The organism is Segatella copri (assembly GCF_015074785.1).
Lineage (GTDB): Bacteria > Bacteroidota > Bacteroidia > Bacteroidales > Bacteroidaceae > Prevotella.
The window spans coordinates 2,585,291-2,611,457 of record NZ_CP042464.1; the positions used below are offsets into that span (position 1 = coordinate 2,585,291).

The window sequence follows — 26,167 nt, forward strand, 5'->3', positions numbered from 1 at the left end:
ATAGTCTGTTCCCAATCATCTGTGTCGTGATGTTAGTATACTACAAACAAATAAGATTATCATAAAGACGAAAAGAATCCAAATATTGTAATCACCTTCATTGAGATTTCTATACGTTATATACACATGTTTCTTGCTCTATTGCCCAGTGTTTCAAGATGATCGCATAGCGTGCTAAAGTTGTTTGATCAACTAATGAACACAAACTATTCGCCAGAGTTAATTAACGCCAAGGGCAGAATATAACTGCCCAAGGTTATCGTTTGATTTAAATAGAATCCACTTTTTCGAGTGGACTCACCTAATAAAAAAAGGATAGAGCATACCACATGATTTGTGCTATACTCTATCCTTCCAATTATATCATTCTATTTAGTAGAACAGCCAATCAATCGCCTTGTCGGCACCTGAGAGACCGGCATCACGAGCGGTAATCTTATCGCTCGTAGCACCGAGCACTAGCAGGAAGCCTTTTGGCAGGAGCAGGGTGTGCTTGCCGGCAGCAAACTCGTACTTGTGGATGTTCACCTGTGGCATGCCGTCGATGCGGATGGCACTGGTGAGCTGTGGCTCTGCCTGACCGTAATCGTTGGCTGTGGCATCGGTCTCCAGCTTAGGAGCCTTGGCATATTTCATCTGGTCGTCACGGAAGTAACCTATCAGGAGCTGCACAGGCTTCTTGGTGATGAAGGTGAGCGAGGTAGACTCGCCACGCTGCTTGCTGCTGTTCATCACGTAAGCATTCATACCTGCCAACTCTGGAGCAAAATCGGTCACTACACTATCCAAATCGCTGAAGAGTTTGGCACCCTTGGCTATTTTCACCATCTTGAAATTAGCCTCGCCATTGATATTCTCCATCTGGAAAGCACCCTTCTGCTGGGTTGCATCCTTCAAAGGCTTGATGTCCTCTGCCTTCATCTTGTAAGTACCCGCAGCCTGAGCCTTGAGCATGACGATATTCTTCTTCAGATTCGCCAGTTCCTGCTCATATTTCGGCAAGAGTTCACTCCAATGCTTCATGTTGCCGCCATCATCTCCGATTGGAATGCGGCGCTGGGCGGTCTGCATCGAATTGGCATAGAGATAGGTATCCTTGGTAAGATCTACCAACTGACGATAATACTCCAGACTCTTTTCGAGCAGCGGAACGGCAGCATCCAGTTCCTTGATATCCTTGCCCCACTTATAGTTGAGCACATGCTGAGCCGCCTTCACCTTCCAGCCGAAAGCATAGGCAAAAGCACGGTAGCAATGCATATCATTCTGAAGACGACGGAACTCATCTTGATTGCCGGTTACACGACTCGCTACGGCATCGATGGCAGCCACAGCCTTGTCGCCGTGAGCCTCGGTCTGAGCTACGATATCGAGTGGCAACTCACCCACATGAGGCTGATGCTTCCACTCCTTCTCTACATATTCGATGAGTTTCTCACCCTCTGGACCGCAACTCTCATAGAAGCCAGGATAGATGGTGTACTTATATGGATTCACCAGCTGACTCATGAACATGCCCAGAAGCAGCGTCTGACGGTTGCCTTCGGTAATACCAAAACGGCGGAGAAGCTTAGGCGCAATCTCACCGCTCTCATCGTATGCCTTGCGGATACTGTCAGCAACAGCGGCATCAGAAGCATAGTAATCAGCAAGTACCTTATCCCAGTAATTACCCTCGGCAGCTACATCGCGACGGCAGTTCCAGGCATATCTTCCCCATGTCTTGTACCACATCCAGTCACGGTCCAACTGCTTCTCCCGCTGTCCGCCAGGCAATTTATCTGCCGTATAAGGCCAATCCCAGTAACTAGCCTGCGGATAGAGATGCAGGGCATTGGCGTGATGAACATCGTGCATCGCCGTTACCGCCTTCTGAACGAAAGAAGGAGATGACCAGCGGAATGGTTCGAGATTGGCAAGGATATGCACGTTGCTGATATGGGTAGAACCCAGGGCTGCCAAATCGGTATGAATCTTAGTCCAAGGACCGCGAGGCTGATAGGTGGTCAACGACTCTCCATTATACTTATGCATCGTATAGAGGTTCTTGTAGAAAGGGAGCGCTGCCTCCATCACCATCTTGCAGTCGGTATCGTGGGCACGGAGCAGGACTGGCGGTTCATCGGTTCTTCCCAAAGCCTTCAAGCCGTCCTTGACACCCGGAATGATGGTCTTGGTCATCCATTCCACATCATCCTCGTAGGTATTCATCGCCTCACCGAGACAGACGAGCAAGCCTACATTCGGATATTTCTCTATGAAGGCTGCTACCGACTTGCGGGTATAATCGCTGATGAGCGGAGTGATAGGACGGTGACGGTCCTGTGTCTTCAAGCCATAATGATCGGCAAAAGGCTTGGAGAGGATGATGTTGTAGAACATCTGAATGACGAAGATGCCACGTCGGTCAGCCTCCCTGGTCAGGAACGAGAACATCTCTTCGTTCTTCTTGAAAGTGGCCTCATCCACCTCGAGAGCGAAAGGATAATCCTTCAGTTTGACGAGCGAAGCAAAAGGATGACCGTTCCAGAGATAAAGCGAATTCATCTTGTTGTCTACGAGCATATCAAGATACTGGATCCACTGTTCCTTGTCATAGAACCAAGGGAAGTTCTCCGGTGTATAAGGGTATTCGTAAACCTGATGGCCCGGCAGATAAACGGTCTTCTGCAAGCCTACACAGGCACCACGGAGCACCATTTCAGGCGCATCCTTCTGCATCAGCGGCACATTGAGAGAACCATGCTGAGCCACGTATTCAGCGATTTCGTTGCAGCCGTAGATGACTCCCGAACCGTCATTTCCCTGCAACAGGATCTTCTTTCCCTTGCGGGTCCATGAGAAACCTTCCTTCTTCAGTCCGGCAGTATCCTTGGCTTGCGAGAGCGAAATGCGATATTCGCCCTTCTTGCCGTTCACCACTGCAGAGAATCCCAAACGGTTGAGCTTCTTCTGTAGGTATTCAGCAGCATACTGTTCCCGATTAGAAGCCTTCTTCCCGGTCAGGATATTTACTTTCTGGGCAAAGGATACAGATGGAATCAGCACGAGGGCTGCCATCACAAAAATCTTTTGTACTTTTATCATTGTCTTAGTCTTTGTTTTATAAATAAAGACGCAGTTTCCTTCTTTTTGTAATCAATGAAGGAACATTCGCTTGAGGGGCTTAAAACAATAAAAGGATAGAGTATGATACGTTCATCGTACATATGCTATCCTTTTAATTTACTATTTTCTTATTTTATCTTTTTCAAATCCACTTCCTTATACGCCACTCTCTGGCGGCGCCAGGTGTAGATGCAATGCAGTTTGCCATCCTTTCCCTCGATGATGCCTGGATAGGAATACTGGTTGATAGGACTGTCCTCCAAGGTGAGGAGATGACGCCAATGGATGCCGTCATCGCTGATGGCAAGACTCAATGGTGTGCGAGGTCCCTTCTTGGTTCCCGGCAAGGTCTCGAAATTGTTGTAGATGAGCACGTGTCTGCCATCCTTCAGGGTGACAGCATCCGTACCGCTCTGGTTGTTTTCGATGTCGAGCAGGGTAACCGGAGTCCAGGTATCACCACCATCACTGCTGAAACTGGTAGCAAGCTTGGCATTATGGGTACGCATCAGGACCTGCAATCTGCCATCCTTCAACTTCAGAATAGATGGCTGGATACTGTAGATATATCTCGCCTTCTCACCCTCCTTGTAGATAGGATGCTGCATATCCACCGTAGCCGAATCCACATCATCGGTACGAGGCTTCAGTTCGGCATCTACCGGACCCACATACTTCCACTTTCTGGTCTTCAAGTCGAGAATCTCCACATGGAATCGCCAACCCTTGTTCTCGGTACTGGAACCGCAGATGAATCTGCCGTTCACCATTTCCGGCTTATTCTTGATAGGACCGAGGAAACCGTCTGGCAATGCCTCCGGATCACTCCAGGTCTTACCGCCATCCTTTGATTTCACAAGCCAGCCCGTCCAGTCGCCAACCGTAGAACCCACCTTATAGAACAGCCATATCTCGCCATCGGGCATGGTATAGAGCACAGGGTTCCAGCAAGACTTGCGTTTCAGATTGGCAGGCAACTTGATATTGGCTGACTTAGAGCGGAAATCATATTTGTAGCCAGCAGGCACACCGAAACGGCGCAATCCGTCCTTGATAGGTCCCTTATCAGCCGGAGTTGTCTTCTCATCGATGCCCGAAAGACCCGCCTTCTTAGCCTCAGGAGTACCCAGGCGATAAACACCATCGGCAGCCAAGATAGGTTTCTCCCAAGCCTTGGCACCCTTCGGCTTGCGACTTACCCAGATGCAGACATCCGGATTGCGCTCGAAGGTACCGCCGAAGTAAGCAGCCACCAGGTCACCATTCTTCAACTGGGTAATAGTAGAGGCATGAGCCGATGGGAATCCACTGTAATCATAAAGGAATTCATCCTTCAGGATGGCAGCATCGCGGGTAGGGATTTCTACCGAATAATGATAATCGCCACTACCCAACGTCTCAACATTGCCATCAGGCAGATAGACATCGGCTGTGGTGTTGCAAGGCACGGTGATATCCCAGTCCACATGCTGCAAGGTCTTCTTCCACTGGCTCTTCACTACTCCGTATGGAGTCTCGTAATCAGCTTTTACCGATTCGCAATTCTGAATACTGAAGGCTGGCTTCAACACGATGTGCTTGTAAGCCACGCTGGCATCAGCCTCAGCCACCTGCTGCACGTTGACACCCTTCTGTTGGATGCCTCCCAGATACTGATAGCACCAGGTAAGCAAGTCGCCCAAAAGCATCACATGATTGCCCGAATTCATCTTCGGATCAGCCTTGTCGCCATTCCAGAGTTCCCAGATGGTAGTAGCTCCGTTCTCTGCCATATAACCCCACGACGGATAGGTGCGCTGAGTAGCCAGGAGATAAGCCACATCAGGGAAACCATTGTCGCTCAAACCGCGAAGGAGCCAGGAGATGCCGATGACACCGCAGTTGACATGTTCCTTGGCATCGATGCAGATGCCCTTCACTACCTGCTTGATGAGTTCGCTGCGCAACTCCTGGGGAGCAATGCCGAAGGAGAGCGCCAGGAGATTAGCGGTAGAGGTATTGTTGCCATAATAGATGCTGTCTGGATAAAGCACATGACCCGGACGGCGGGATGTTCCTGCCTTGTTGGTGAGGAACTGCTTGTTGAAGGCTTCTATCATCCCGCTTCTGCAGTCTGCCCAAGCTTTTGCTTCTTCCTTCAAACCTTGCAGGTTGGCAAACTGTTCTGCCAGCTGCAGACAGCGGATCATATAAGCGGTGGCTATCAGCTTGCCATCGGTCTTTCGCTTCGGATCCTGACTGTGAATCAGTTCCAGCTTCTCTGGTGGTACGCACCAGTCGCCGTATTTATCCTTGGTGATGATGCCGTTCTTATCCGTATATTCTGCCAGGATATGGTTGATCCATTTCCTGATGGATGGATAAGAATCGATGATAGGCTGCTTGTTGCCAAACTGATGATAGAGCATATCACAGGTGAAAGGCAGGGCTGCCGGCCAGGTAACATCATCGGTATAATAATTCCAGAAGGCAGGAGCCACATCCGGAATATTGCCATCCGAACGCTGGGCATCGCAGATATCGTGCATCCACTTGCTGTAGAGTCGCTCGTTGTCGAAAACGAAACTTTCACCCAACGACCCCACCGTATGGTCGCCCAACCAAGGCTGGCGCTCGTTGCGCTGCGGACAGTCTACCGGCATACCCTTGTAATTGCCGTAGATGCCCCACCATGCATTCTTCAACACCTTATTTAATATCGTATCAGAAGTCTCGATATGTCCGATGGTAGCCATCTCGTCGCTCACGGTATAGGCGGTGAAATTCTCCTTTCGGGCATTCTTCATTCCGGTGATGGCAGCATAGCGGAAGCCGTGATAAGAGAAGGCAGGACGCCAAGACTTTCCGTTTTCCTTGCCATTGCAGACATAGATATCCTCAGAGAGGGCATTGCGGAAGTTGTCGAGATACAGACTGCCGTCAGCCTGCAGTTTCTCGGCATATTTCACACGGATGGTATCACCCTGCTTGCCACGGATCTGGAAACCGATCCAGCCCGCCATGTTCTGTCCGAAATCTACAATGAGGGTATCGTGGCGATGCTTCAGACTTACCGGATGACCGAATTTCTTCTCAACCATTCCCGTCATCGGCTGCGCCATCAGCGTACCATCAGGAATTGCACAGCGCTCGGCTTTCAGCCACTGGCTGTCGTCGAAACCAGCCTGGGTCCAGCCCTTCAGCGCCTGTTCCCTGCGGGCATCATACTCCTCGCCATCATACTCGTTGTTGCTGCGGATAGGACCATCGAAGCTCAACTTCCATGTGTTATTGGTAGCCCAGGTTTCAGTCTTTCCGTTCTCATACTCCACCTTCACGTTGATGCGGCATTTCGGATAACCGAAGAAAGGTGTCTTGTATGCCTTCTCCAGTCGCATCGGAAACATTCTGCCGTTGCCAAGTTTGATGGCGATGGCATTCTTCTCAGTCAGGAGCGAAGTGACATCGAACGTATTGTAGTAGATGGTCTTGCGGTAATCGGTTGGTGCAGGCTGCAAAGCCTGACTGCCACCCATACGCTGTCCGTTGACATAAAACTCGTATACACCGAGTCCGGCAACATAAGCCACAGCCCGCTTCACCTTGCCTTTTGCCACAAAGTCCTTGCGGATATAGCGTGCTGCCAGTCGGGTATGCATGCCTTTCTGTTCTCCGGGCTGCAGGTCTTCCAAGCCAATCCAGGTACCGCTCCATTTGGTTTCACCGAGCAGTCCGATGGTGAAGAGCTGCGGTTCGGTCCATTCCGATTTTCCTTTATTGGTAGTGATACGCACCTTCCAGTAAGCTTGAGCGCCACTCAGCAGTGCCTTGCCCTGATAAGGAATCCACAGCTGTTCATCGCTGTTGCGTTCACCACTATCCCATAAATCAGCCTCGTTTCTATCCAGTTTTTCTCGGGAAGAAGCCACCAGAATCTGATAACTCGTCTGCACCACGCCCTTCCTGTCAGAAGTAATCTGCCAGGAGAAGCGAGGGGTTGATGTTCCGATGCCCAGAGGATTCACCTGATTCTCCGTCCGCATCTTTACCACGTCAACATGACTGGCAGCGGAAAGCGGAAGCGTTGCCGAAAGCGATGCCGTCAGCAACACACTCATCAATATATTATTCTTCATTTGAATTCTTCACTCTTCGTTCTTCACTCTTCACTTTATTTATTCATTCAAATCTCTTTTCTTACCAGCCAGACTCTGGTCTTCTATCATCTTCTGGTCTTTCTTCAGATAGTCCTTGCTGGCATCAATGGCGATGAAAACACCATCGCTGATACCGCGGGTAGCCTTCTGAGGAGCGAAGGTGATGACCTTGTTGTCAAACGCTCCGATATATTCCAGCTGTCCGTTGGCAGCATCCATCCACCATACGTTCTTTCTGCTACCCGAAACCTTACGGAGGTCGAGTTTCATCGGAACACAGTTGTAATTGTAAACCATCAGATAATCGTTGCCTCGGGTAGCCAGCAGACGGTTATATCTTTCACCATTCTCACCGGCAATGATGCTCTGGTCAGGCACACGCTCAAAGTATGGCAGCGAGAGCATCAGATTCTTGAGATGCTTCATCTGGTTGAATCCCGGGTCGTTGAGCGCCACATACCAAGGCTTCTCGGCTCCATCACTTCCATAACCGGTAGGATAGCCTGGCTTCAACATCTGCATGATGGCATTATGACCATAGGTATGACCACAGGAACCGGCAAAGACACTCCAGTAGGCATAGCGGCGAACATCATAATCCTGCCAGCGCTCCTCGTTAGGATCATGCAGTCCCTTCGGAATATCCTCGTAGCTCGGTTCGGCATCGAGCACAGGCTTGATTGGCTTATATGCCCAGGTAGAATCCACATACATCCAGTTGTCCTCCTCGGTATTGTCTGGGATAGGATAATCCTTGTTGCCCATACGCTGACCATACTTGCGATGACCGCTCTGGAAGGCATGGAAATCGAGCCATTTTGCCTTGCTCCACCATTTGGCAGAAGTATATCTGCCACGAGGATGATAGGTCATGAGATGGTTGTGGTCGATGCTCTTGATGCTGGTAGCGAGCGATTTCCACACCTCTGGGTGGATATCGCCCTGGATATCGCCACCCATCACCCAGATGATATTAGGCGAATTCTTATAGCGGTTGGCAAGGAACTTTCCGTATGCCTTTGCCTGCTGGGCATTGATATTCTCTGCCTTTACCTGAGAACCCCAGATAGTTACCATGCCGATGTAGATGCCGTTCTGTTCGGCAAGTTTGATGATGTAGTCGAGATGATCCCAATAGCTGTAAACACCAGCGGGGTCCGCCTTCGACAAATCCCAACCGTCAGGGAGCGACTGCTGTCCGTAGATATTAAAAGAAGGTGTGCCGTCCATCACCTGGATGAGAACGGTATTAAATCCCGCTACACGGCATTTCTGAAGATAATACTGTGCCTCGGCTCTATCCAGACGTTCCGGAAGAAGCCAACCGGTATCACCCAACAAGAAGAACGGCTGTCCGTTTTCAAACTGGAGGAATCGCTGGTTGGCAGAAACCTGTAATTTACCATTAGCCCAAGGCTTTTCGTTTTTTGCGGCAGAGGCTGCGGTAAAGATTCCGCAAGTCAGCGCCAATGTTATCATTATTTTTTTCATTTTCTAAAGGAGTTTTGATGTTAAGGAGTTTATACCCATATTTTTAAATCAATCGGATAGTCTCTCCCTTTCGTGTAGTGATGTCATAGGTATTTGCCTTTGGCAACACCACCTTGTTGAGTTTCACTTCTGAATGGTTTTGCATCTGTGGCTGTTCGAAGGCTGAAAAGAGCGGATTCGGATTCTTGCCCTTGGCTGATTTCATACCCTTGATGCCCTTTAACCGGTTGCCTGCCGGCAGACGGAGACGAAGGTTGCCACCGAGGGTAGAACGGATCTTGAGCGACATGATTCTGCCATTCTTCCATGCCAGTTCCTCGATGAGGAAACCACCTCTCGTGCGGAGCCCCTGTATCTTTCCTTCAGCCTTCCAGGCATCAGGAAGAGCCGGCAGGATATTGACACATCCGTCATGGCTCTGCATCAGCATCTCGGCGATACCGGCAGTACAGCCGAAGTTGCCGTCTATCTGGAATGGTGGATGTGCATCGAAGAGATTGCGATAGGTTCCACCCTTTTTCTTGTTCAATCCGTAGGCAAGGAAATGATCATCGGTCAGGGTCAACTGGTTATGAATCAACTTATAAGCGTGATTACCATCCAGAAGACGAGCCCAGAGACAAACCTTCCATCCCATCGACCAGCCGGTACTAGGGTCGCCACGATGTATCAGCGAAGTACGGGCAGCATCGAAGAGTTCCGGGGTCTTCTCCGGTGTAATCTGATTACCTGGATAGAGCGCATAGAGATGACTCACATGGCGATGATTATCCTGAGGATCATCCCAGTCCTTGATCCATTCCTGCAACTGTCCCCACTTGCCAATCTGCATCGGTGCCATCTTTCCCAATACTTCCTTCAGGTGAGCAGCATATCCGGCATCTTCGCCCAAAATCTCGCTCGCTCTGATAACGGTAGAGAAGAGTTCGTGGAGCAGTTCATTATCCATCGTAGTGCCATAGCTCATGGCTATCTTTCCATCCTTGGAAGGATGTACATTCTCCGGACTCACAGCTGGCGAAATCACGAGCCATCCATGCTCAGGTTCCGGTATCAGCATCTCGTCGAGGAAGGTGGCTGCACCCTCCATAATCGGGTAAGCTTTACGTAGGAATTCCTTGTCGCCACTATAAAGATAATGTTGCCAGAGATGGGATGAAACCCAGGCGCCACCGGTCATCCACATGCCTGATGCTGCCTTGTCGATACCGCCTGTTACTCGCCAGATGTCGGTATTGTGATGCAAAACCCATCCGTTCTTGCCATACATGGTCTGAGCAGATTCCTTTCCGGTTTCACTTACCTCACGAATCAACCGGAAGAGCGGTTCATTGAGTTCGGAGAGGTTGGTCATCTCTGATGGCCAGTAGTTCATCTCCATGTTGATGTTGGTGGTATATTTGCCGTCCCATGACGGGAACATCTTATCGTTCCAGATGCCCTGCAGGTTAGCTGGCTGTGTGTCAGGCTGCGAACTGCATATCAGAAGGTATCTGCCGAAAGCATAATAGGTGGATACGAGATAGTTATCGTCCTGCTTGGCAAAGCGGATGAGGCGTTCGTCGGTAGGCAGATTCTGATACTTGTCAGCGCCCAACCAGAGCGAGTTGCGATGCATCATGCTCTGGAATTTAGCCACATGCTGCGCCATCTGCTCCCTGGCATCCTTCGCCATGGCGGTATGGAGAGCCTGCTTGCTGCGTTCCACCTCGTTGCCGGTGATATCCTTGTAATTCACGAAGTTGGTGGCGATGGAGATATAGAGTACGGCTTCATCGGCATTCTTCACGCTGACCACACCGTCGCGACAGGTCTTCGCAGCCTCGCCGCCTTTGATCTGAGCCGCCATTCTGCCCATGAATCTCACCTTTCCCTTCAGACCTTCGTGCTTGGCAGCCACTCCTTCGAGGGTAGCTTCCTCGCCATCGGTACGGATGATGACATCATCGTGAGGGGAAGTAAAGTTGGCATTGAAGGTGATGCTATGAGGCTTGTTGGCAGAGAATCTTACCATCACTACATTATCGGAAAAGGAGGTGATAACCTCGCGCTGATAGGTGACACCATGGGCTGTCCAGCGGGTGAGGCAGCGGGCAGAATCCAGACTCAGTTCGCGATAATACTGAGAATAGCCATCCATCCCGGGAGCCGAGATATAGACATCACCAAAGGGTTGGTAAGGCATTCCGAAGTTGGTATTCGACATGATTTTCTCGGTACACATATCCTGTGCCTTACGGTATTCGCCCTGCCAGATGAGGTTCTGCACGACTGGAAGAGCTGCCTTGGCATGAGGATTGGCATTCTTGTTAGGCTGTCCTGCCCAGATGGTTTCCTCGTTCAGCTGCAGACGTTCGGTGGCTGGAATGCCATATACCATAGCACCCAAACGGCCATTACCCAAAGGCAAGGCATCGGTCCAGACCAGCGCTGGTTTGTCGTACCAGAGCTTATACGATTGTGCTGTTGCTTGCATAGAGAGACAAGCCAGGCAGCAAAGTGTGATGGTTCTTAAGATTTTCATTTGTTTTTGTTTTAATCGATTAAACAATTTTATATATAGACGCAAAAGAGCCGCCTTTGTCGTCAGAAAAGACGAAAAAGACCTCACGTCATTTACAAAACGGCGTGAGGTCTGATTTATTATCTTCTATTTTATTATCTGATGACCGATTGCAAAACTTCCGGTTTTTCAACCTTCACTTTGCTTTCATCCAACTTACTGCGGTCCAAACCGAAGACACGGATGAAGAAATCGTAGTTTGCCTGGCGCTTGTTGATGCCATAATCATGACGTTCCTTAGGCAGATGCACGTTGGTAACCTGCTCCTTGGCACTATGCATATTATATATATACTGCAGATACGGATATTCGAGGGTTGGAACAGAGGCTGTCCAATCACCACCATCGCTCACAACCAACAATGGTTTAGGGGCAAAGAAAGCCATCAACTCGGCATTACACGTACCATGCCCCGCCAACTGGATAGGTTTGCCACTCTCGCAAGGACAACCGCCATCAAAATGAGAAGCAAGATTCACCGTTGGGGCTGCTGCCGTGATACGGTCATCGAGTACCGTCAGCAGGACTGTATGCGTACCGCCGCCACTGCCGCCATTCGCTCCGATGCGCGTCTTATCCACATCCTTGCGATGGTTCCACATATAATCGAGCAATACCTCGGCATTCAGAGCCTGAATCACATGGGCACGGTCGGTCTGATGCGAATTCTTGCCATATTCAGCCTCACTCTGTCCCCAGCCATACAGGTCGAAATCTACACAGATAGCCCCCATTCTTGCCAAGGTTCCGAGGCGCTGCTGCTCATCGGCACGATATCTGCCACCACCGAAATGACCGTCGGGACAGATAATCAAAGGATGCTTACCCTTCTTGGCGGGCGTATAGATGGAACCGAAGACATGCTCACCAGGCAGGGTCTCGATGCAGATATTCTGAACCGTATACCCGTCATATCGGCGCACCTTTCCTAGAATCGGTTTCTTATGAACCAGGGAATCCATATAACGGTCGATACCCAGGATGCGGCGCACCTCCTTGCGTACAGAATCCTTGCGTGCTTCAAACTGTTCCCGGTTCTGGTAGAGTGTCTTGAGATAAGCAAGCATCTGCTCACCCTCTTCGGTATGGCGACGGGGATATTCATACGGCTTGATCTTATATACATTACCATTCTGCTTCCACCAGTTGAAGTCGAAATACTTGCAGATATTCGTCAGGGTTTCCTCCAGCGAATAGGGTTTGATGCGGAAATCGGCATAAGGCAACTGCCTACCGACGGTATCCACATTATATTTGAAGCGGACGCCCCAGCGCTGCGATACATCCTGCATCACATCGTGAAGACTACGGATGAAATGACCCTGATAACTGTTCTGAGCATCAGCCTTTGGCTGGTTTCCGTTATTTTGCGCACTTGCCGACAAAGACATGCTTGCCGCGATAAGTGCCATCATTATGTTCTGTTTCATCATAATCTATCTTGATTTCGTATTCTATATCATTATCGGTATCTACAATTACCTCTATTTTACCATCAGCCAATTTCTTCCAAGCCACGGCAATCTGTTTGCCATCGCTGAGTCGGGTACTTCCCTTAGCCCAGGTCAAGTCGCCCATCGGCTGAGGAGCGATGATGAGTCTGCCCTGCTCTATGCGGATGCCCACAATATCCGGTAGGAAATGGTTGTTGATATGCGCCATCATGAAATGGTTCATCGAAGCACCCATCTCCGGATTCCATTGTTCGGTGAGCGTGGTCATTCCCTTCTTGATCTGGAAGCCGTAGCCCGGCACATCATCATGCGCCAGCATCTTGTACCAGAGGTCGGCATATCCGTTTCTGAGCAATGCCTGGAAGAGGTAGCGGTTGCCCACATCACCGGTTGTCAGCCGGTCGTGATGCGCATGAATATCATCTACCTGATGCTGGAGAACCTGCTTGCGATACTGGGATGGAACCATGCCCAGCGCCAAAGGAATGGCATTGGAAGCCTGACTTCCCGAACCGTAATATACCTTTTCTACAGCATCCTTTACCACTGCATCCGAAGAAGATTTCTCAGAAGATGCAGCCTTCTCAACATGCAGAAATTCCTTTTGGAAAGCCTGCAGAATTTCAGAAGCCAGGATGGCATAGCGGTTGGCTTCAGCTGTCTTTCCGCTCATTGCCGCAGCCTTCTGTGTCAGTTTTACCCACTGATAATAATGGGCTGTAGCTACCAGCGGCATCGGGGTATTCTGAGAGAAGCCCGAACGGCCTTTTCCGTAATCATACCAGTCACCCAAACCCTGTTTCAGTATACGGCAACTGTCCTTACTCTGGAGATAATCCACATAGCGGAACATCTGCGGTGCATATTTCTTCACCATCCGGTCATCACCGTAATGCTGCAGATAAAGGAATGGAAGCGCTACCAGGGCACCGCCCCACTCTGGTGATTCTGCAAACGAATCGAGCCACTTGCCCTTGAAGTAGATATACTCAGGAGCGGTTGTAGGAACGGCACCATTGGCATGCTGGGCATCGGCGATATTCTGCATCGTCTGCTCTATCATCGAGCGACAGTCGTAGTTGTATACCAATCCCTCACCATTGAGCCAATCCTGCTCCAGCCAACCGAGTTTCTCACGATGAGGACAGTCGGTCCAGACAGCCTGCCAGTTGCTTCGGATGGCACGGTCGATAATCTGATAAGCACGGTTAAACATCGGATTAGAACATTCGAAGTTGCCAATCTTCACAGCTGAATTATAGACGAAGCACGACTGGATATCCTCTATCACTGGCTTGCCATCAGGATTCTCATCACCCTTCATTACGGCACCTTCCACCTGGATATAGCGATAACCATAATAGGTGAAATGCGGATGCCAAGTCTCGATGCGCTTGCCGTCAGCCGACTTTTCGCCCTTTCCGCTGAGCGTATAAGTAAGATAGTAAGGACTGCCCGATTGTTTCTGGTTGCAGGTTCCCTGTGCGGTCAGGGTCTCGGAGGGATAGAGCCGTACCTGCTGTCCTACCTTTCCACTGACCTTAATCTGTGGGAAACCGGCGAGATTCTGTCCCATATCCAGCACAAAGGTTCCTGCCGGAATAGGATGTTTGGCATTGGAAGCCTTGGCGATTTGCTGAGGAGTGAGCTGATGACGGCTCTTCACACCGAAGTATTCCATCATCTTCACCGGCTGTGCCATCTGCTGGCGCAGAATGCCACGAGGTCCCTTCTGTATCACCACCGGTTTCCAGGAAGACGTGATGCGGGCATCCTCGTCCTCACCACCATAGATACTGTTGAAGGTGATACTGCTAGGCGAATATTTCCATGAGCCATCGCTGACAATGCAGACGGTTCTGCCATTCTTCAGTTCTATTTCGAGCGAACAGTAGAGCGTAGGAGGACCATAGGAAACCTTCATCTTGGTGTATCTTCCACCCTGCTCATTATAGAATCCGTTGCCCAGCAATACCGAAAGTTGGTTCTTGCCTTTCTTCAACAACGCAGTCACATCGTAAATATTATAAAAGACGGTCTTGTCGTAATCGCTCCACAGAGGGGCGAAAACGGCATCCGTCACCTTCTGCCGGTTGATGCTGAGCTCATAGAAACCCAGTCCCACAATCTTCATCGTTGCCTTGTAGACATCAGCCGGGAGTTTCATTTCTTTCTTCATCCAGATGCTTTGTCTTGACAATGGAGCCGTAGCCTTCCAGTCTGGTTTTCCCTTCGCATTCACCGTTCCCGTTCCTACATAATCTCGGTTACTCGGAATGTGCGCATCCTCATCGGTTATCGCTCCAATCCATTGTGGCTGAGGCGCTTCATTATCCGCCTTAAAAGCAACAGACTTTTGAGCATGAATCTGTATCATGCCCAAAAGTCCTATCAGTATCAATAAATATTTTCTTCGTTTCATATCGTATTTTATTCTACATTATTTGAATGCATCCTTCACTACGAGTTTGCCGAGCGTATCACGCTGCCCCGCCAACTTACCATCTACCCATACCTGCAAGCCCTTGCCCACATGATAACGGGAACCGTCCTGGTCGTAGAGGATGGTGAGGTCGTGACCATGATAACGCACCTTGTCAAGACAGAAGTACTGCCATTTGCCGGCTGGGATGATAGGACGCACCTCGATGGTCTGATCGGCACGAGGACGAAGACCCACGATGCCGGTGATGATGAGATCGCAGAAAGTAGAATGGTTGTAATATCTGCTGCGCTCCTGATCGCCCTTCAACCAGTAACCAGTGGTTTCATCAAGATACTCACCGATGTAAGGTTTGCCACGCATGCTCTGACTCTGCACATACTTCTCCATCTCATTGAAGTAAAGGCTGTCCATATCGAGACTACCTTTTGAAGAAACTGCGAGGGCAGATGGCTTCACCTGATAATTGTTGATGAAATTCGCCATCGCTGTCAGGGTCTGGGCGGTAGCGAAAGGCCAGATGGCACCATCCCACTCACACTTTCCTACTCCATGAGAGCGGAACTGCGGATGGCGGCGCTCTGCGGTGGTTTGTCCGTAAGGAGCAGAGAAGCCCTTGCTGTCTGCTGCCTGTTTCCATGCCTCAGCAAACTTCGCCTCATCGGCAGGGAGATTGAAATACCAAGGCAGGAAACCGATTGCCTCGCGCACCTTTGCTGATACTGCAGCATCGCCACTAGGCTGGAAACTTCTCTTCGTGGCTACCTTCTTCGCCTCGCCGGCATTCGGCTTATACACCTCGAAGAACTGATGGTCGGCATCCCAGAGTTGGGTTTCTACCAGATGCTTCAGAGTATCTGCCTTAGCCTCATACTTCCTAGCCAAGTCCTGATAGCCGATGGTCTTTGCCATCTGGGCGATGCCCATTGCATTGCCATACATATAACTGTTGATGCTAGGACGGGCATTCTTTTCTCTTCTGCCGCCACTCATGGTCTCTTCCATCGCATCACGCACATCATACTGCCAGTAGAGTCCGTTGCTCCAGCGGTGGTCATCCCACAGCTGATACTCCTTGTCCAGGTCGTTCAACAACGACTTAAACTCCTTCCAGTTACCGTCTACGAGATAGCGCTCCCAGATAGAGGCAGGCATCCAACTGCTATAGAAATTGATCTTAGCCATCGGCTTGCCACCATTGCCATGATACCAGGTATTCAAGATGCCGTCGAGATACTTTCCATCACGAATCCAACGACTCTCGTGGATATGATGTCCCACTCCAGAGGCGATGAGATTGTACTTGTCGGCATAGCTGCGAGGAACGAGAAACTCGGTCATCGCATAGCCTACAGGTGTATTTTCGATATGCTTGCGGAGCGTCCACCAGCGAAAATAATACATCTCCTCGAAGTTGCGCTGCGGACAGTCGAAGAGGGGCACATTCTGCTTCATCCAGTCCCATGCCTGCGCATTCGGGATGGCAGAAGCATGGAGAACCTCCGGCTCCATTGCATTGAAATCGTCTACATAATGCTTGTAATCTGCGATCTTGAGCACAGCCGAACCGGCATCAGCACCTAGACTCACGGTCTTGACATGAGCGATGCGGTAGAGGGCGGTGGTATCGGTATCACCGGCATGCTCCAAAGTACCGAACCAGTCGGCAGGAGTGTCGATGGTAGGGAAGGTACGGAGGTCGCCGGTACGGAAACGGATACGCTCTATCTGATGCACAGGTGCGTAGAAGATGCGCTTGGTACTCTTGCTCTGCAATGCCTTGCCATCTGCATCGAGTGTGCTCACGGTGAGGTTGAGTTGGCGGTGCTGGATATCCAATGTAGCTTCGAAACGATAGGTCTGGTCAGCCTGATAAGGCATCACATTGCCATATCTCGCTCCGTTCTTCACACGTATCATTCCTTCTTTGTTCAGTTCGATGCGGGTGCAGGCGATGCCCTTCTCATCGAGGAATTCAATCTGCAGGGAACCGTTGCGGGTCTGAGCTGCCTGCACATCGAAGGATGCCTTCAGGTAGGAAGAAGCTGGAATCTTGCGCTCTACACAGGCATAGTCGAACGGATCTTCATCCTTCAGTTCGAGCCACTCCTGACGGAGTGAAACCGGCGCCATCAGCGGAGAATAGATATTCCAGGTCTTGAGATCGCCGAGTTTCTGATACTGAGCGAAATCATCATCGGCATGGGCAGTAGCCACGGTCTTTACCGGAACGGGTACATGCGCCACCCAGATATCTTCCTTGTTCATGGAATAGCTCACCCACATATCAGAATCCTTAGGAACGCCATTGCCTTCCTGGATGCCACGGACATACTGCGGACCACGACTCTTATAGTTGCCACCGTATCTCATCGGTGGTACTTCGCCACAAATCAGATTCAGCGTTTTATATTCCAATCCGTCACCACTCAGCGAGATGCCCAGCGGCCAGCGGTATTCAGACGGATTGTAGACGGTGGCATAGGTACCATCACTCAACCGCTGTCCCCAGATTTTGGCATTGCTGTTGACGAATCCCAGGGCACGGTTGGTAGTGGTATAGGTGTTGCAGCCATCCAAGCTCAGCGAGGTAAGGGCATGCTTCCACAGACTGGCTATTCTGCCATCCGGCAGGGTATAGTCGCAATAAGCCTTGTAACCATTGTTGACAGGTATCAGCTTTTCGCCTCTATCTGCCTCTTCCACCCATTGCATGCGGTAACGTGGGTTGGCAAGGATTTCCTCGCAAGCCGCTCTTACCGCCTTGGATGCTTTTTTATAATTAGGATAATCGGTATTCTTCTCATTGAATCCGTGGTTGTAATAGATAAAATAGATAGGTCCGAGCGAACCGTCTTTCTTCACCTCTCTCACCACACGGCCGATGCCGTTGCCATCGTTCGGGTCGTCCTTCCGGTCCAATGCCACACCATAGTTTCCGGTAGCCAGAAGGATGCCGCCCTTGGATACATACCAGCCCACACGCTGGTGCATGATTGCCTTCAATGGTTTCTGCTTGTAGACATCAGGATATTGCAGTTCCGGTTTCGGCTGGTATTTCGCCTTTCTGAAATCGGCTGGCACATCATATTCAGGGAAGAGAATCTGTGGCTGGCTCCAGTTATATCCGTCCTCAGAAACCTGCATCAGGGTTCTCGATGGGGGTACATGCTCCTCAGCAGGATCGCTCAGGAAATGCATGTAGAACTTGCCATTCCAATACGCCATCATCGGCTGGTGGTTATAGGTCCAGCCCCCGCCATTTGCCTGAGAAGGATGCTCGCGGTTGGCACGGAGCGTCTGGATATTGTGAACTCCTACCACTGGCGACAAGGCTCCGTCATGACGAGACGGATCTGCCATCGTGGTTCCGGTATAGTGGATGCGGTCCTGCTCCAGCAAAGCATTCACGATGCGTTCCGGAGCACGGAAGATGGTGCCGTGCTTGTGGTTCTTCGGCACACTCACCTGCTGGCTCACATCGGTGAAATGAACGAAATCCTTGGTAAAATGAGCGCCGAAATCGAAGAGGCGGTAACGATCGTAATAAATGAGATAACCATTGCCCAGCGGACTGTTCTTAGGCAGTTTGACGGTGGTTGGTCCTTCCATGAAATTGCCGGTGAACGGTTCAGAAGCCTTGCTCCACGGTCCCATCGGGTTCTTGGCAAAAGCCACCTTGATATTGCGGGCATTGCGGGTATTATCCTTCAATACCATCACATAATCGTTCTTACCACGCTTCAGCAGAGTGGCATCTATGCAACTGAATCCCGGATCTATCAGGAGCTTGCCCTTGGTCCATGTCTTAAAATCCTTGGTTACGGAATAGTAGAGACGGTGATTGTTCTTCTCGTCTTCGATACCCAGGGCGAAGTGCTGGCTAGGCACACACGATGCCCATACCACCATTGCCTGGTGGCGGTCTTCATCCCAGAAGAGTTCCGGTGCCCATACGTTCACCGTGGTAGGATCGTCCATCACCTCGATGAATTTCGGTTCGCTCCAATGCATCAGGTCGCGACTCTCGGCATAACCGAAGCCACGGTCGCCCCGCCAGCTGCTGGTCCATACCAGATGGAACACACCGTCTGGGGTATGGATGATGGAAGGGTCGCGCATCACTTTCTGCTTGCCTACCTTAGGAGCCAGGAAGGTGCCCGGAATACTGTCCCAATGGACAGCATCCCTACTATAGATGAACCGCAAGCCGTCGGTTGCCGGCTCGTGGAAAGAGGTTGACACATAAAGATCCTGTGCCTGGACTGCAAAGCCCAAGGACAGCAACCATAAGATGATGAACAGTTTATTCTTTATCTTTATCATTGTTCTAGAGTTTGTTTCTAATGATTATAGAATAAAGACGCAAGACGCTCCGTTTTGTAACGTCACTATTAAAAAATAAGTTAAACATTTTGGCTGTTTTGCCATAATGTTGTACTTTTGCATCATTATGAATAGTATTTTAGACCAAGACATCATGTTCCTGCCAGGGGTAGGACCCAAGAAGAAAGAGATACTGAGCAAGGAGCTCGGCATCAACTCTTATAGTGACCTGCTGGAATACTATCCATATAAATATGTAGACCGCTCCAAGGTTTTCCACATCAGCGAACTCAATGCCGACATGCCCTTTGTACAACTCAAAGGCAAGATACTCAGCTACGATGAGATAGATACCGGCAAGCGCAACAAGCTGCTGGTAGCCCATTTCTCAGACGGCTACGGTGTGGCTGACCTCATCTGGTATCGCGGCGCCCAATACATCATGAAGACCTATAAGGTGGGAACCGAATATCTCGTTTTCGGAAAGCCAACCGTCTTCAACGGCAGATTCCAGTTTACCCATCCCGATATGGACGATGCCACCAATCTCCAGATTTCAGAGATGGGCATGCAACCCTACTACTCGCTTACCGAGAACCTGAGGAAGCGTGGCTACACCTCACGTTCCATAGAGAAGATGACCAAGCAGTTGGTCACCATCCTTCCTCCTCTTCCCGAAACGCTGCCAAGCCATATCGTAGACCGTCTGCATCTGGTTTCGCGCGATGCAGCCATTCGCATGATTCATTATCCGCATTCCCATCAGGAGATGCAGAAAGCACAGGTACGCCTTAAATTTGAGGAACTCTTCTATGTGCAGCTTAATATAATAAGGTATGCCACCGACCAGCGCCGCAAGTTCAGGGGCTATGTCTTCAACCGCATCGCCGATATCTTCAACGGGTTCTATGCCCATCATCTGCCCTTCGAACTGACAGGGGCCCAGAAACGGGTGATGCATGAAATCAGAGCCGATATGTGCAGCGGCAGACAGATGAACCGTCTTCTGCAGGGTGATGTAGGTTCAGGTAAGACGCTCGTGGCACTCATGACCATGCTCATTGCGCTGGATAACGGTTATCAGGCATGTATGATGGCACCTACCGAAATTCTTGCCGAGCAGCATCTGCAAACCATCTGCGACTTCCTGCAGGGAATGGACATCCGGGTAGAACTGCTCACTGGCATCGTAAAGGGAAAGAAGAGAGAAAAGATTCTTGCCGACCTGGCTACGGGCGACATCCAGATTCTGGTAGGCACCCATGCCATCCTCGAAGACCCGGTGGTTTTCAGAAGATTAGGCGTAGCCGTCATCGATGAGCAGCATCGCTTCGGTGTGGCGCAGAGAGCCAAGCTGTGGAACAAGAGCGAGAATCCGCCTCATATCCTCGTGATGACCGCCACTCCTATCCCCCGCACCCTCGCCATGACCATTTATGGTGACCTGGACGTGAGCGTGATTGATGAACTGCCACCGGGCAGAAAACCGATACAGACGCTACATAAGTTTGATACCCAACTCACCAGCCTCTATCAGAGCATCCGCCGCCAGATTAATCTCGGCAGACAGGTATATATCGTCTTTCCGCTGATCAAGGAAAGTGAGAAGAGCGACCTGAAGAATCTGGAAGAAGGTTACGAAACGCTGAAACAGGCATTCCCGGAATTCAAATTGAGTAAGATTCATGGCAAGATGAAATCTGCTGAAAAGGAGGTAGAGATGGAGCAGTTTATAAAGGGCGAAACACAGATTCTCGTTGCCACCACCGTAATAGAAGTAGGTGTAAATGTGCCCAATGCTTCTGTGATGGTTATCCTGGATGCACAGCGCTTCGGTCTGTCCCAGTTGCACCAGCTGCGAGGCCGTGTAGGAAGAGGCTGCGACCAGAGCTACTGCATTCTGGTAACCAACTATAAGCTTTCAGAAGAAACCCGCAAACGTATTGATATCATGTGCGATACGAACGACGGTTTCCGTATCGCCGAGGCCGACTTGAAACTCCGTGGTCCCGGCGACTTGGAGGGAACGCAGCAGAGCGGCATGGCTTTCGACCTGAAGATAGCGAATATAGCCAGAGACGGCCAGCTGGTACAACTGGCGCGCACAGAAGCACAGGAAATCATCGACAACGATCCCGAATGCAATGCTCCTCATAACGCCCTGCTCTGGAACCGCCTCAAGGAATTGAAGAAAACCCATATCAACTGGGCAGCCATCAGCTAAAGCAGCAAGCAAAAGCAGTTCCTGCTATCAGAAAGCAAGGCTAAAAGGTGGCTTCAGCTATCAAGCAGCCTCACCCCCGTTCCAGGCGATTCCATCGCCTGTCCCAAAAGTAAAAAGTATAATTATGGATAGAAGAAGAAAGCCGGCTATCAGGGAGCCGCGACCAGAAATATCCCTGGAAGAAATGAGAGCCATTCTCGAAAACATTACAGAAATAGAAAGCGCAACAGGCATCAGATACGTCAAACTGCATGTCACGGCAAAGATGATTATCGGTATCAGAGAGTCATCGGGTAAGGAATTTACCATCAATCTCAACGACCTCTACCGCGCTTATCAGGAATGCCTCAGATTCACCAGTCCGGAGGTAAAAAAGTATATTTTCATGGGGCATTCTCCTGCCGTGGCTCTGTTGAGAATGCTACAAAATCATGAAACGTGCTAAAAGTCAACTCCTTGCATCTTATTTTCCTAATGTAAGTTAAAAATAAGGCTAGGGCGTTAAATATCGCCCTTTTGGCTTTAACAACTTTGGTTTTTTGAAGTATTTTTGTTATATTTGCAACGTCTACATAACAAAACCGCTGTATGAAGGCATTTGCCTTAGTGGTTTTTGCAGAGTTTTTTGTATGATTCTGCGCTGTTGACACGAACCTAAAAAAGAAAATAGAAAAAGTAGTATGAGTTTAAAAAAGAGTATAAAGAAAATTTCGGTCGTTGCATTGTTGGCGCTAACAGTTTCTCCCGTTTGCGGACAAGATCTGTTGGCAAGACAGGCACCTGTAGACCACAGAATGAAATCGCTCGACACACTCGCTGTGTCGCATTATCGAATGATTGAAGACAGAGAGAACCCTGCAGCCGAGCTGTATGAGGATTTCTCTAACAAGTACGCTCACAGGGCTACAACCTTGCCTGAGCACTTCCGCATCGATCTCCGTCATTTCTGCATGCCAACTCCTAGTCGCGTTGTCACAAGTAACTTCGGTTACCGTGCTAGCTTTGGCCGCCAACATAAAGGTATGGACATCAAGGTTTATATTGGCGACTCAATCCGCTCAGCCTTTTCAGGCAGAGTTCGCATCGTAAGATATGAAGGTGGTGGTTACGGTAAGTACATCGTGATTCGTCACAACAACGGTTTGGAGACTATCTATGGTCACCTCTCTAAGCAGCTCGTTACTGAGGGCGAAGAGGTAAGAGCCGGCGATGTGATTGGCTTGGGTGGTAACACGGGTAGAAGTACCGGTTCGCATCTCCACTTTGAGACCCGTCTCTGTGGTGTGGCTCTGAACCCGGCACTCTTCTTCGACTTCCGCAACCAGGACGTTACAGGCGACTTCTACAGTTTTAACCGTGATACCTACGAAAGCGAATCAGCTGATGCCAATGCTGCCCGCGGCAAGGTTGGCAACGGCGGTTACACCAGAGAGCAGGTTAACGGCGGCGAAGCGGGAAGATACAACGAATTGCCTGCTGGCCACGAGAAGCTCTACCACAAGGTGAAGCCAGGCGAAACGCTTAGTTCTATCGCTGAAAAGCGTGGCGTAACTGTAGAGCAGATTTGCAGACTCAACGGCTACCGCAAAGACAAGAAGGTTAGTGTAGGACAGATTATCAGATACGTATAAAAGAATAAACTCAAAAAAAGAGGGTGTGTCATAAATTAATGACCACCCTCTTTTTTTAGACCTTTATTTTCGCGATTCCCCGGCATTACAAGATGCCGAAGAGTCGCAATACATCGTTCAGGTTGGCAACGACAAGCAGAAGAATCAGTATGCCGAAACCAATATACTCAGCACGCTCCATGAACTTATCGCCCGGTTTGCGACCTGTGATAATCTCATAGAGAAGGAAGAACACATGTCCACCATCAAGAGCAGGGATAGGAAGAATGTTCATGAAAGCAAGAATGATACTCAGGAATGCTGTCATAAGCCAGAATGCATGCCAATCCCATACAGATGGGAAGAGACTGCCCAGCGCACCGAAACCACCCAGACTCTTGGCGCCTTCCTTAGAGAAGACATACTTCATATCGCCCACATAACCGGCCAAGACATTCCAGCCGTATTTGATGCCGGCAGGGAAACTCTCGAAGAAGCCATAGTTGACATGAGTAATCTTATAATCGAGCATGACAGGATGATTGTAGAAACCAAACTTCACACCCTCTTCGGTAGACTTCAGGAGAACACTCGACTTGACGGTATCGCCAGAAGCCTTGAGATAAGTAACCTGAGCTGTAAGTGCTCTGGCACTATCCTGCGGCGTCTCAGCCGAAGCAAGCACATCCTCTACTCTGCCCAATTCAATCTGAAATTCGTTGAAAGAGACTACCTTTTTATTATTAATAGCAAGAATCTGATCACCCTTTGTCAAACCGAGTTTGCTGGCAGGTGAATCCTTCATCACACTATCAATCTGCAGCGGTACATACACATCTACGAAGCGAGGACTGCTCTTAATCATACTGAGCATGTCGAGATCACCTGGCAGATTAAGCGTCACCGGTTTGCCCTGACGGATGATATTGACCTGCTTAGCCTCAGAGAGATTACGATACAGATCGCCATCAAAGGTCTTGAACTCACCCAGATCGGTGCTTACCAGAATATCCTTATCCTGGAAGCCCAATGCCTTTGCCTCGGTATTGAACTTCATACCATAACTCATATCGCGGGTAGCCACATAATTGTCGCCCCAATGGAACAGAATCATGGAATAGATGAAGAGAGCCAGCACGAAGTTAACCAACACGCCACCTATCATGATGAGCAGGCGCTGCCATGCCGGTTTGCTGCGAAACTCGTATGGCTGTTCCGGCTGTTTCATCTGTTCGGTATCGAAACTTTCATCTATCATACCCGAAATCTTACAATATCCTCCGAGCGGCAACCATCCCAAACCATAGGTAGTATCCGAATTCTTTGGCTTGAACTCGAAAAGATGGAACCAAGGGTCGAAGAACAGATAGAACTTCTCCACTCTTACACCAAAGAGTTTGGAGAAGAAGAAGTGTCCACCCTCATGGAGCAACACTAAGATGGAAAGCGACAGCATCAGCTGCAACGCTTTAATCAAAAATACTTCCATTTATTTACTTTGAACTTTGAACTTGGAACTTTGAACTTTATGATTAGCCCTATATCCTACGTTCATTTTAACTATTAACTATAAACTATTACTTGTGCATCAGCTCCGTAGCTATGCGGCGAGCCTCAGCATCGGTCTGCAGATAGACATCGAGGTCGGGATTACTATCGAAAGTAGCCTTCACCATCGTCTCTTCGATGATATCAGCCATCTGAAGGAAACCACACTCACCTTTGCGGAAGCCGGCATTCACTATCTCGTTGGCAGCATTCACGATACATGACATATTACCACCCTTTCTGATGGCATCGAAAGCCAGTTGCAGGCACTTGAACTTCTGATAGTCGGGCTTGAAGAACTGCAAATCCTGCGTCTTGAAGAGGTCGAGACGATCGCCATTCAGATGCAGACGCTGAGGGAAAGAGAAGGCATACTGGATAGGCAGACGCATATCTGGCACACCCAACTGAGCCTTGACAGCACCATCAACAAACTGAACGGCACTATGCACAACGCTCTGTGGATGGATAAGCACCTCAATCTTGTCAGCCGGAACCCCAAAGAGCCATTTAGCTTCTGTCACCTCGAAGCCCTTGTTCATGAGCGAAGCCGAATCGATGGTTATCTTGGCGCCCATATCCCAGGTAGGATGCTTGAGGGCATCGGCAGCAGTCACCTTCTCCAACTGCTCGTGGGTATAATTACGGAAAGGACCACCCGAACAGGTCAGGAGAATCTTCTCTACCTCGTTGTCACCCTCACCCACCAGACTCTGGAAGATGGCACTATGCTCGCTGTCAACAGGGAGGATAGGCACATGATATTCCTGTGCAAGATTGCAAATCAGTTCACCCGCTACCACCAGCGTTTCCTTGTTGGCAAGACATATCTTTTTGCGCGCCTTGATGGCATGGATGGTTGGTTCCAGGCCCGAGAAGCCTACCATGGAAGCCAGCACCATATCGATAGGCTCAGCCTGTACGATATCGCAAAGCGCCTGAGCACCGGCATAAACCTTGATATCAGGCTCATCACTGAGCATATCCTTCAGCTCCTCGTAACGAGCCTCATTGGCAATGACCACAGCAGCCGGATGGAACTTGCGAGCCTGCTCGGCAAGTTCCTGCACTCGGTTGTTGGCGGTGAGGCAATACACCTCGTAAAGGTCACTGTGCTGCTCGATGACATCAAGCGCCTGTGTACCGATACTTCCCGTAGAACCGAGAATACATATCTGTTGTTTCTTCATTTACTTTGAAATTATTAACTTTGAACTTAGAACTTTATGATTAGTAAAGCAAATGAATTCTTCACTCTTCGTTC

12 protein-coding genes are annotated in these 26,167 nt (G+C 49.7%); 3 read left to right on the forward strand and 9 right to left on the reverse strand.

All coding sequences use genetic code 11. From position 1 onward, the window contains the following. Positions 1–372: 372 nt before the first annotated feature. The 7 genes from FO447_RS10825 to FO447_RS10855 form a co-directional block, all read right to left on the reverse strand. Positions 373–3,060, reverse strand: a complete 2,688-nt coding sequence (locus FO447_RS10825; protein WP_234699120.1) for an alpha-d-galacturonidase — start codon at positions 3,058–3,060, stop codon at positions 373–375. A gap of 176 nt (positions 3,061–3,236) precedes the next feature. After that, positions 3,237–7,223 carry a family 78 glycoside hydrolase catalytic domain gene (locus FO447_RS10830; RefSeq protein ID WP_200756301.1) on the reverse strand — a complete coding sequence of 1,329 codons (3,987 nt, stop codon included), beginning with the start codon at positions 7,221–7,223 and terminating at the stop codon, positions 3,237–3,239. Between the two features lie 39 nt (positions 7,224–7,262). Continuing rightward, positions 7,263–8,735 (reverse strand): glycoside hydrolase family 140 protein, encoded by a 1,473-nt coding sequence (locus tag FO447_RS10835; protein WP_200756303.1) that lies wholly within the window; start codon positions 8,733–8,735, stop codon positions 7,263–7,265. 43 nt (positions 8,736–8,778) lie between these two features. Then, positions 8,779–11,259, reverse strand: coding sequence for a glycosyl hydrolase family 95 catalytic domain-containing protein (locus tag FO447_RS10840; RefSeq protein WP_200756304.1), 2,481 nt, complete (start codon positions 11,257–11,259; stop codon positions 8,779–8,781). Between the two features lie 134 nt (positions 11,260–11,393). Further along, positions 11,394–12,728, reverse strand: a complete 1,335-nt coding sequence (locus FO447_RS10845; protein WP_200758569.1) for an alpha/beta hydrolase family protein — start codon at positions 12,726–12,728, stop codon at positions 11,394–11,396. Further along, positions 12,661–15,174: a family 78 glycoside hydrolase catalytic domain gene (locus FO447_RS10850; protein WP_234698990.1), complete on the reverse strand. Its 2,514-nt coding sequence runs from the start codon at positions 15,172–15,174 to the stop codon at positions 12,661–12,663. Before FO447_RS10850 ends, FO447_RS10845 begins: the two co-directional genes overlap by 68 nt. 18 nt (positions 15,175–15,192) lie before the next feature. After that, positions 15,193–18,630 carry an MGH1-like glycoside hydrolase domain-containing protein gene (locus FO447_RS10855; RefSeq protein ID WP_200758571.1) on the reverse strand — a complete coding sequence of 1,146 codons (3,438 nt, stop codon included), beginning with the start codon at positions 18,628–18,630 and terminating at the stop codon, positions 15,193–15,195. A 1,018-nt stretch (positions 18,631–19,648) separates the two neighbouring features. On the opposite strand from FO447_RS10855, the gene recG reads away from it, so the two are divergent. The 3 genes from recG (at position 19,649) to FO447_RS10870 (ending at position 23,376) form a co-directional block, all read left to right on the forward strand. Next, positions 19,649–21,745, forward strand: coding sequence for an ATP-dependent DNA helicase RecG (recG, locus tag FO447_RS10860; RefSeq protein ID WP_200756306.1), 2,097 nt, complete (start codon positions 19,649–19,651; stop codon positions 21,743–21,745). 124 nt (positions 21,746–21,869) lie between these two features. After that, positions 21,870–22,190 (forward strand): hypothetical protein, encoded by a 321-nt coding sequence (locus tag FO447_RS10865; protein WP_144154964.1) that lies wholly within the window; start codon positions 21,870–21,872, stop codon positions 22,188–22,190. A 235-nt stretch (positions 22,191–22,425) separates the two neighbouring features. After that, entirely contained in the window at positions 22,426–23,376 is a 951-nt protein-coding gene (locus tag FO447_RS10870; protein WP_200756308.1) for a peptidoglycan DD-metalloendopeptidase family protein, read from the forward strand. Positions 23,377–23,461: 85 nt separating this feature from the next. Here FO447_RS10870 and rseP read toward each other — a convergent pair whose 3' ends face one another. Together rseP and FO447_RS10880 are read right to left on the reverse strand one after the other, a co-directional pair. Further along, positions 23,462–24,844: an RIP metalloprotease RseP gene (rseP, locus tag FO447_RS10875; protein ID WP_118139800.1), complete on the reverse strand. Its 1,383-nt coding sequence runs from the start codon at positions 24,842–24,844 to the stop codon at positions 23,462–23,464. Between the two features lie 88 nt (positions 24,845–24,932). After that, positions 24,933–26,093 (reverse strand): 1-deoxy-D-xylulose-5-phosphate reductoisomerase, encoded by a 1,161-nt coding sequence (locus FO447_RS10880; RefSeq protein WP_200756309.1) that lies wholly within the window; start codon positions 26,091–26,093, stop codon positions 24,933–24,935. Positions 26,094–26,167: the final 74 nt, after the last annotated feature.

Coding starts and splice junctions, on each gene's coding strand:
- FO447_RS10830 (WP_200756301.1), bottom strand. CDS start 7,223: ATGAAGAATAATATATTGATGAGTGTGTTGCTGACGGCATCGCTTTCG.
- FO447_RS10870 (WP_200756308.1), top strand. CDS start 22,426: ATGAGTTTAAAAAAGAGTATAAAGAAAATTTCGGTCGTTGCATTGTTG.
- FO447_RS10835 (WP_200756303.1), bottom strand. CDS start 8,735: ATGAAAAAAATAATGATAACATTGGCGCTGACTTGCGGAATCTTTACC.
- FO447_RS10865 (WP_144154964.1), top strand. CDS start 21,870: ATGGATAGAAGAAGAAAGCCGGCTATCAGGGAGCCGCGACCAGAAATA.
- rseP (WP_118139800.1), bottom strand. CDS start 24,844: ATGGAAGTATTTTTGATTAAAGCGTTGCAGCTGATGCTGTCGCTTTCC.
- FO447_RS10845 (WP_200758569.1), bottom strand. CDS start 12,728: ATGAAACAGAACATAATGATGGCACTTATCGCGGCAAGCATGTCTTTG.
- FO447_RS10825 (WP_234699120.1), bottom strand. CDS start 3,060: ATGGCAGCCCTCGTGCTGATTCCATCTGTATCCTTTGCCCAGAAAGTA.
- FO447_RS10880 (WP_200756309.1), bottom strand. CDS start 26,093: ATGAAGAAACAACAGATATGTATTCTCGGTTCTACGGGAAGTATCGGT.
- recG (WP_200756306.1), top strand. CDS start 19,649: ATGAATAGTATTTTAGACCAAGACATCATGTTCCTGCCAGGGGTAGGA.
- FO447_RS10850 (WP_234698990.1), bottom strand. CDS start 15,174: ATGAAACGAAGAAAATATTTATTGATACTGATAGGACTTTTGGGCATG.
- FO447_RS10840 (WP_200756304.1), bottom strand. CDS start 11,259: ATGAAAATCTTAAGAACCATCACACTTTGCTGCCTGGCTTGTCTCTCT.